The organism is Streptomyces javensis (assembly GCF_039525925.1).
GTDB classification, from domain to species: domain Bacteria; phylum Actinomycetota; class Actinomycetes; order Streptomycetales; family Streptomycetaceae; genus Streptomyces; species Streptomyces asiaticus.
The window spans coordinates 57,952-65,248 of the sequence record NZ_BAAAIF010000057.1 but is presented as its reverse complement, the minus strand read 5'-3'; the positions used below and the strand labels follow the sequence as shown (position 1 = coordinate 65,248).

The following is a 7,297-nucleotide window of genomic DNA, read 5'->3' as shown; positions in this document are numbered from 1 at the left end:
GCTTGGCCTCGGCGGGCTTCGCGGCCGGGGCGGCGGGCTTCGCCTCCGCCGGCCCCGCGGCGTCGGGCTGCGCCGGGGCCGCCGGGACGGCGCTCGCGGCTACTCCCTGTGGTGGCGTGGCCACCGCGGAGCCGGTGTCCTGACCCGGCTTGTAGTCGGCGAAGAAGTCCCACCAGGCTCGGTCGACCGAGTTCGGGTCCTGGAGGTACTGCTGGTAGATCTCGTCGACGAGCCACTCATTGGGGCCGAAGGCAGCGGCAGGGTTACTCCCCTGCCCGTCCTGTTCATCGGTCGAGACGCTCGAGGTGTTGGGGGACTGTGGCGACACGGCGGCAACCGCCCTCTTCCGCTTCCTAAAGGTGGTGGACAGCGGGAATAAAGGCTACGCCTCTTGGACCCTTACGTGCAGGCCGCACTGGTCATCGTCGCGCAAGTCACATTGATTGGCGGGTTTCAGCGCATGACGCACCGGGAAACACACGGGGTTTCGTGCGTTTCCTCCGGCGCGGGGCAGCGCAGACGTGCACCCCTGCCGCTCGTATGTGCGCGACAGCGTCGACTTTACTTCAGCTTTGATCTCAGGGGGTGCCTGGTTTGGGTTCCGGGGCAGGTCCGGGAAGGCTGACCTTGATCCGGCAGCCGCGCGGGGACTCCGCCACCCCTATCCGCCCGCCGTGCAGATCCACCGCCCAGCGCGCGATCGCCAGCCCCAGACCGGTGCCGCCGTCGCTGCCCTGGCCCGGCCCCGGCCGCCGCCGACCGTCCACCGGGGAGAGCCCGCCCCGGTTGAACCGCTCGAAGACCCGGTGCCAATCCGCCTCCGGAATGCCGGGGCCCTCGTCCAGCACCTCCAGCTCCAGGCTCTCCGGGCCGTCCCCGCGCCGGGCACGCACGGTCACCCGGCCGTGTGCCGGGCTGTGCTTCACCGCGTTGTCGATGAGGTTCGCCATCACCTGGTGCAGCCGCTCGGCGTCGGCGTGGGCGGTCAGCTCCGGCGGCGAGACGTCCAGGTTGAGATGGACGTCCTTGCGGGTGTGCGCGCCCGAATGGGACTCCGCGCCCTTGGCCATGCCGGCCTCCTTGAGGATCCCGGCCAGATACGGCCAGACCTCGAACCGCCGCGCGTGCAGCGGCACCACCCCGTTGTCGAGGCGGGAGAGATCGAGCAGCTGGTCCACCAGGCGGCCCAGGCGCTGGGTCTGCTTGAGCGCGACCCGCATGGTCTCCGGATCGGCGTCCGAGACGCCGTCCACCACGTTCTCCAGCACCGCCCGCAGCGCCGCGATCGGGGTGCGCAGCTCATGCGAGACGTTGGCCACCAGCTCCTTGCGGTGGGTGTCCACCGCCTCCAGGTCGGCCGCCATCCGGTTGAACGCGGACGCCAGGTCGCCGAACTCGTCCCCGCGCTGCGCCGCCCGCACCCGCCGGGTGTAGTCGCCGTTGGCCATCGCCCGGGTGACCTCGGTCATCTCGTCCAGCGGGGCCGTGAGCCCGTTCGCCACGAACTGGGTGATCAGCAGCGAGGCGATGATCGAGAAGATGGTGATGACGCGCAGCTCGGTGTCGGAGTGCATCGCCGCGAAGACGAGCAGCGTGGTGATGATCACCGAGCCGACGACCAGCGCCCCCAGTGCGGCCTTGACCGAGCGGTACGGGTCGAAGGGGCGCAGCGCCTCCCAGACCCGGGCCCAGGTGGCGCGGGACCACGCCCGCCGGTCCGTGGGGGCCCCGGGCGGTTGGCAGACCTTGGGGGCCCCGCGCGGCCAGAGCCTGGGAGCCTTGTCCGCCCAGGTCTGGGGAGCCCCGCGAGCCCAGCCCCTTGGCTCCCGGTTCCCGCGCGCCCCCCTGGGAGCCGTGCCCCTGGCGGCCGTGCCCGCCCGGAGCTTGGGGAGCCTGCGTGCCCAGCGGGCCCTCGTCATGCCGCCGGGGTCTCGAGGGCGTAGCCCACGCCGTGCACCGTACGGATCCGCTCCGCGCCGATCTTCCGGCGCAGCGCCTTGATGTGGCTGTCCACGGTGCGGGTGCCCGAGGCGTCCGCCCAGTCCCACACCTCGGCCAGCAGCTGCTCGCGCGAGAGCACCGCGCGCGGGGTGTTGGCCAGACAGACCAGCAGATCGAACTCGGTCGGGGTGAGGTGTACGTCCGAGCCGCGCACCCGCACCCGGCGCTGGGCGTGGTCGATCTCCAGCTCGCCCAGGCGCAGGATCCCGCTGCGCGGGGTGTGCGCGGCCAGCGCCGCCCGCTCCACCCGCCGCAGCAGTACGTGCACCCGCGCGGCCAGTTCGCGCATGGAGAACGGCTTGGTCATGTAGTCGTCGGCGCCGACCCCGAGCCCCACCAGCATGTCGGTCTCGTCGTCGCGCGCGGTCAGCATCAGCACGGGCACCGGCCGCCGGGCCTGCACCCGTCGGCAGACCTCCAGCCCGTCGAAGCCCGGCAGCATCACGTCGAGGACGAGCAGGTCGGGCTGCCACGCCTCGGCCGTGTCGACCGCCGCCGGACCGTCTCCCGCCGTCTGGACCTGGAACCCCTCGGCCCGCAGCCGGGCCGCGATGGCGTCCACTATGGTCGGATCGTCCTCGACGACGAGGACCCGGCGCTGTGCGCCAGGGGTGGTCGTGGCGGTCCCGTTGTGACCGTTGTGAGTCTGCTCCATACGCCCGCCCCTGCGTCTTCCGGTGAAACCCGCGGCTCGCGCCTGGTCATCGCTCAGCCGCGTTTGGTAGGCAAGCAAGCGTAAAGCCAGCGTACGCGGCTTTGCTACGCGCCCCGAACCGCGAGATGCACGACGTCGGGAACACCCCGGGCAACGGCGACCTCTTCCGTACGCACCTGTGTGAACCCGGCATTCCGGAGAGATTCCTCGAACGCGGGCGACGGCTGCGCCGACCATACGGCCAGCACCCCGCCCGGTGCGAGACGCGCCGCGCAGGCCGCGAGTCCGGTGGGGGAGTAGAGGCCGTCGTTGTCCTCGGTGACGGTCCAGTCGGGGCCGTTGTCGATGTCCAGGCACAGCGCGTCATAGGTCCGCGGGCCCGTTCGCAGCCACTCGACCAGATCGGCGTGGACGATCTCGGTGCGCGGATCGGCCAGCGCCCCGGCGGTCAAGGCCGCCAGGGGGCCCGCGCGGTGCCAGTCGATCACCGCGGCCTCCCGCTCGACCACCTCGATCCGTCCCCACCGGGGCTCCGCCACTGCTTCGACCAGCGAAAACCCGACGCCGAGGCCGCCGATGAGCAGCGCGGGGGAGGGGCGGTCGGCGGGCAGCGCGTCGAGGGCGGCACGGATGAGCAGCCGCTCCGATCGGCCGTCGGAGGTGTCCATGAGGAAGCACCCATTGGCGATGATCTCGAAGACGGCGTCGTCCGACGGTCCCGCGCCGCCGCGCCGCCGCAGCACCACCTCGCCGTACGGGCCCTCCCGGCGGTCGACGGTGACCGGCCGGTCGTCGGCGTCGGCGTGGAGGTCGTACGGCGGCTGCGGCTGCATGGGTGTGGGGTCCTCCCGGGCGGTTCCTGACCCCGCCATCCTCGCGCCGCCCCGGCTCGCCGGTCCAACCGATTCACGGTCGCGCGGGGCCGTGCGGTGGCGTGGTGAGGCGTCGTCCATGTCACAGCTGATGGTGCCGTGACATGACTCACGGCGTCCTGGTTGTTGTTCCGGTCGTGGCGGATAAGCGGGGGAGTAGGGGGAGCGGCGACGGGCGTGAGAAAGGGGCGCGGGCGTTGACGACATCGGTAAGAGGGACGGATGTGCCGGCCATTCCGGGTGCGCGGGCGGCGGGCGGCGGTGACCCGGATGGCCTCCGGGCCGTCGCCCCGGCCGGGGCATGCGCTCGCGCGGCCGACGGGCGGCGGGTGGTGGGCCGCGGCTGGCCCGCGGCCGTCGGGGCCGGTACGCCGCGGGTGCCGGGCGTCGGGGCCGGTACGCCGCGGGTGCCGGGCGTCGGGGCCGGTACGCCGCGGGTGCCGGGCGTCGGGTGGGCCGATGGACGCCATACGGCGGCGTTGGCGCGTTCGCTGCCGCGCGCGCTCCGCACCGTGCCGTTCACCCTCGGCTACACCCTCGTCCTGCTCGGCACCGGGCTCTACGCCCGGCTCGGCGATCCCGGCACCGTGCGCGATCTGCTCGCGGGCTCCAGCACCGATGTGTTCCACCTCTCCCAGCGGCCGCTGCTGACGCTGCTGGTCAGCGCGTTGTGGGCGGTGGGCGGGATCACCTCGCCGTATCTGGTCGCCTTCCCCCTGGTGCTCGGCGCGCTGGAGCGGCGGCTCGGCGGGGTGCGCACCGCCGCGGTGTTCCTGCTCGGGCACGTACTGGCGACGCTGCTCACCGAGGTCCCGGTGGCCCTCTCCGTGGCCGCCGGGCAGCTCCCGGACAGCTCGCTGCGCCGCCTCGACTACGGCGTGAGCTACGGGCTGATCGCCTGCGCCGCCGCGCTCGCCGGATTGCTGTCACCCGGGCGCCGGTGGGCGCTGCTCGGCGGGATCGCCCTCGCGCTCGCCGCCGGGATCCTCGTCGACTTCGATCCGCTCACCGGCTGGGGCCATGCCTTCGCCCTGCTGCTCGGTGTCGTCTCCTGGCCGTACGTCCGGCGAAACACCAGGTGGCGCCCGCGGTCACGGCGAAACGACGGCGCCTCGGCCGACTTCGCTCACAGCGAACAAGCCTCCGGGAACACCTGAACCCCCTCCGTGCATTGAGTGGGCATTGACTTATTGAGTCCTTGTGGCTCAACTTGCCTGCCGAAGGGGAGATCATGGCTTCGCTGTCCACACCGCTCACCCTGCCCGTACTGCCTCTCGACGATGAGGTGGTGCTCCCCGGCATGGTGGTGCCGTTGGACCTTTCCGATACCGAGGTACGCGCCGCGGTGGAGGCCGCCCAGGCCGCCGCACGCTCCAGTGGGAGCGGAGGCGGCAAGCCGAAGGTGCTGCTGGTGCCGCGCGTCGACGGCACCTACGCCGGTATCGGCACGCTGGGCACCATCGAGCAGGTGGGCCGGCTCTCCGACGGAGACCCCGGCGCGCTGATCCGCGGGGTGCGCCGCGTCCGCATCGGGGCCGGGACCACCGGACCCGGGGCGGCCCTGTGGGTGGAGGGCACCACGGTCGAGGAGATCGTGCCCGACCCCCTGCCCGGTGCCGTCACCGAACTGATCAAGGAGTACAAGGCGCTGGCCACCAGCTGGCTGCGCAAGCGCGGCGCCTGGCAGGTCGTGGACCGGGTGCAGCAGATCGACGATGTCTCACAGCTCGCGGACAACTCCGGGTACTCGCCCTTCCTGTCCGTGGCCCAGCGCGTCGAGCTGCTGGAGACCACCGACCCGGTGGCCCGGCTGAAGCTGGCCGTCACCTGGCTGAGCGATCACATCGCCGAGCAGGACGTGGCCGAGTCGATCGCCAAGGACGTCCAGGAGGGCGTCGACAAGCAGCAGCGCGAATTCCTGCTGCGGCGCCAGCTCGAAGCCGTCCGTAAGGAGCTCGCCGAGCTCAACGGCGACCCCGAGGACGAGTCCGACGACTACCGCGCCCGTGTGGAGGCCGCGGACCTGCCGGACAAGGTCCGCGAGGCGGCCCTCAAGGAGGTCGACAAGCTGGAGCGGTCCAGCGACCAGAGCCCCGAGGGCAGCTGGATCCGCACCTGGCTGGACACCGTCCTGGAGCTGCCCTGGAACGAGCGCACCGAGGACGCGTACGACATCCAGGGCGCCAAGGACGTGCTCGACGCCGACCACGCGGGCCTGGAGGACGTCAAGGAGCGGATCACCGAGTACCTGGCGGTGCGCAAGCGCCGCGCCGACCGGGGCCTCGGCGTCGTCGGCGGCCGCCGCGGCGGCGCGGTGCTGGCCCTGGTGGGCCCGCCCGGCGTCGGCAAGACCAGCCTGGGCGAGAGCGTCGCCCGCGCGATGGGGCGGAAGTTCGTCCGGGTCGCGCTCGGCGGCGTCCGCGACGAGGCGGAGATCCGCGGCCACCGGCGCACCTACGTGGGCGCGCTGCCCGGCCGGGTCGTCCGGGCCATCAAGGAGGCGGGTTCGATGAACCCCGTCGTCCTCCTGGACGAGATCGACAAGGTGGGTTCCGACTTCCGCGGCGACCCGGCCGCGGCCCTGCTCGAGGTCCTGGACCCGGCGCAGAACCACACCTTCCGCGACCACTACCTGGAGGTCGAACTCGACCTGAGCGACGTGGTCTTCCTCGCCACCGCCAACGTCCTGGAGGCCATCCCGGAGGCGCTCCTGGACCGGATGGAGCTGGTGCGCCTGGACGGCTACACCGAGGACGAGAAGGTCACCATCGCCCGTGACCACCTGCTGCCCCGCCAGCTGGAGCGGGCCGGTCTGGAGCCGGGCGAGGTCACGGTGGCCGACGAGGCGCTGCGCAAGCTGGCGGGCGAGTACACCCGCGAGGCGGGCGTACGGACGCTGGAGCGGTCCATCGCCCGGCTGCTGCGCAAGGTGGCGGCCCAGCACGAGCTCGGCGAGCGCGAACTGCCCTTCACCGTCGGTGTGGCGGAGCTGCGCCCGCTGATCGGCCGGCCGCACCACACCCCCGAGTCCGCCCAGGACCCGGCCGAGCGCCGCACCGCCGTCCCCGGCGTGGCGACCGGGCTCGCGGTCACGGGCGCGGGCGGCGATGTGCTGTTCGTGGAGGCGTCGCTGGCCGACCCGGAGACGGGCGGCGCGGGGCTGAGCCTCACCGGCCAGCTCGGTGACGTGATGAAGGAGTCCGCCCAGATCGCGCTCTCCTTCCTGCGCTCGCACGGCGCGGAGCTGGAGCTGCCGGTCGGCGACCTGAAGGAGCGCGGCGTCCACCTCCACGTCCCGGCGGGCGCGGTGCCCAAGGACGGCCCGAGCGCGGGCATCACCATGACCACCGCGCTGGCCTCGCTGCTCTCCGGCCGCCAGGTGCGCCCGGATGTGGCGATGACCGGCGAGGTGTCCCTGACCGGGCGGGTGCTGCCGATCGGCGGCGTCAAGCAGAAGCTGCTGGCGGCGCACCGGGCCGGGGTGACCACCGTGATCATCCCCAAGCGCAATGAGCCCGACCTGGACGACGTCCCCGCCGAGGTCCTGGACAAGCTCGACGTCCACCCGGTCTCGGACGTCCGCCGGGTGCTGGAGCTGGCCCTCGAGCCCGCCCGGGCGGCGACCCCGGAGGTTCCGGTGGCGGCGTGACGGACGCTGCCGGGAGCGCAGTGGCCCGGGGCCCCGTGTCGAACGGGGTTCCGGGCCACGCGTGACGTCTCGGACGTGCGTATCGTTGGACTGTCCATCGCGTGCACAACGGGTGCGCGG

Annotated in this window: 6 protein-coding genes; 2 read left to right on the top strand and 4 right to left on the bottom strand. The window is 72.8% G+C overall.

Translation table 11 applies throughout. The features are described 5' to 3' along the window. From ABD329_RS35465 to ABD329_RS35450, 4 genes are all read right to left on the bottom strand, one after another. On the bottom strand, window positions 1-328 hold a 328-nt coding region (locus ABD329_RS35465), incomplete at its 3' end, for a 2-oxoglutarate dehydrogenase E1 subunit family protein (RefSeq protein WP_344317430.1). A 250-nt stretch (window positions 329-578) separates the two neighbouring features. Then, on the bottom strand, window positions 579-1,919 hold the full coding sequence (locus tag ABD329_RS35460) for a sensor histidine kinase (protein ID WP_246618868.1): 1,341 nt from the start codon (window positions 1,917-1,919) through the stop codon (window positions 579-581). Continuing rightward, window positions 1,916-2,656 carry a response regulator transcription factor gene (locus tag ABD329_RS35455; protein ID WP_014054863.1) on the bottom strand — a complete coding sequence of 247 codons (741 nt, stop codon included), beginning with the start codon at window positions 2,654-2,656 and terminating at the stop codon, window positions 1,916-1,918. Before ABD329_RS35455 ends, ABD329_RS35460 begins: the two co-directional genes overlap by 4 nt. Before the next feature lie 104 nt (window positions 2,657-2,760). Continuing rightward, window positions 2,761-3,489, bottom strand: coding sequence for a spermidine synthase family protein (locus tag ABD329_RS35450; RefSeq protein WP_198279999.1), 729 nt, complete (start codon window positions 3,487-3,489; stop codon window positions 2,761-2,763). 263 nt (window positions 3,490-3,752) lie between these two features. On the opposite strand from ABD329_RS35450, the gene ABD329_RS35445 reads away from it, so the two are divergent. Both ABD329_RS35445 and lon read left to right on the top strand, forming a co-directional pair. Then, window positions 3,753-4,685 (top strand): rhomboid-like protein, encoded by a 933-nt coding sequence (locus ABD329_RS35445; RefSeq protein ID WP_344317428.1) that lies wholly within the window; start codon window positions 3,753-3,755, stop codon window positions 4,683-4,685. A gap of 74 nt (window positions 4,686-4,759) precedes the next feature. Then, complete coding sequence (gene lon / locus ABD329_RS35440) at window positions 4,760-7,177, top strand: endopeptidase La (protein ID WP_198278591.1); 2,418 nt, start codon at window positions 4,760-4,762, stop codon at window positions 7,175-7,177. Window positions 7,178-7,297 lie beyond the last annotated feature (120 nt).

Bases quoted from the DNA above. Each gene is read 5' to 3' on its own strand.
- ABD329_RS35460 (WP_246618868.1), bottom strand. From the start codon at position 1,919: ATGACGAGGGCCCGCTGGGCACGCAGGCTCCCCAAGCTCCGGGCGGGC.
- ABD329_RS35455 (WP_014054863.1), bottom strand. From the start codon at position 2,656: ATGGAGCAGACTCACAACGGTCACAACGGGACCGCCACGACCACCCCT.
- ABD329_RS35450 (WP_198279999.1), bottom strand. From the start codon at position 3,489: ATGCAGCCGCAGCCGCCGTACGACCTCCACGCCGACGCCGACGACCGG.
- lon (WP_198278591.1), top strand. From the start codon at position 4,760: ATGGCTTCGCTGTCCACACCGCTCACCCTGCCCGTACTGCCTCTCGAC.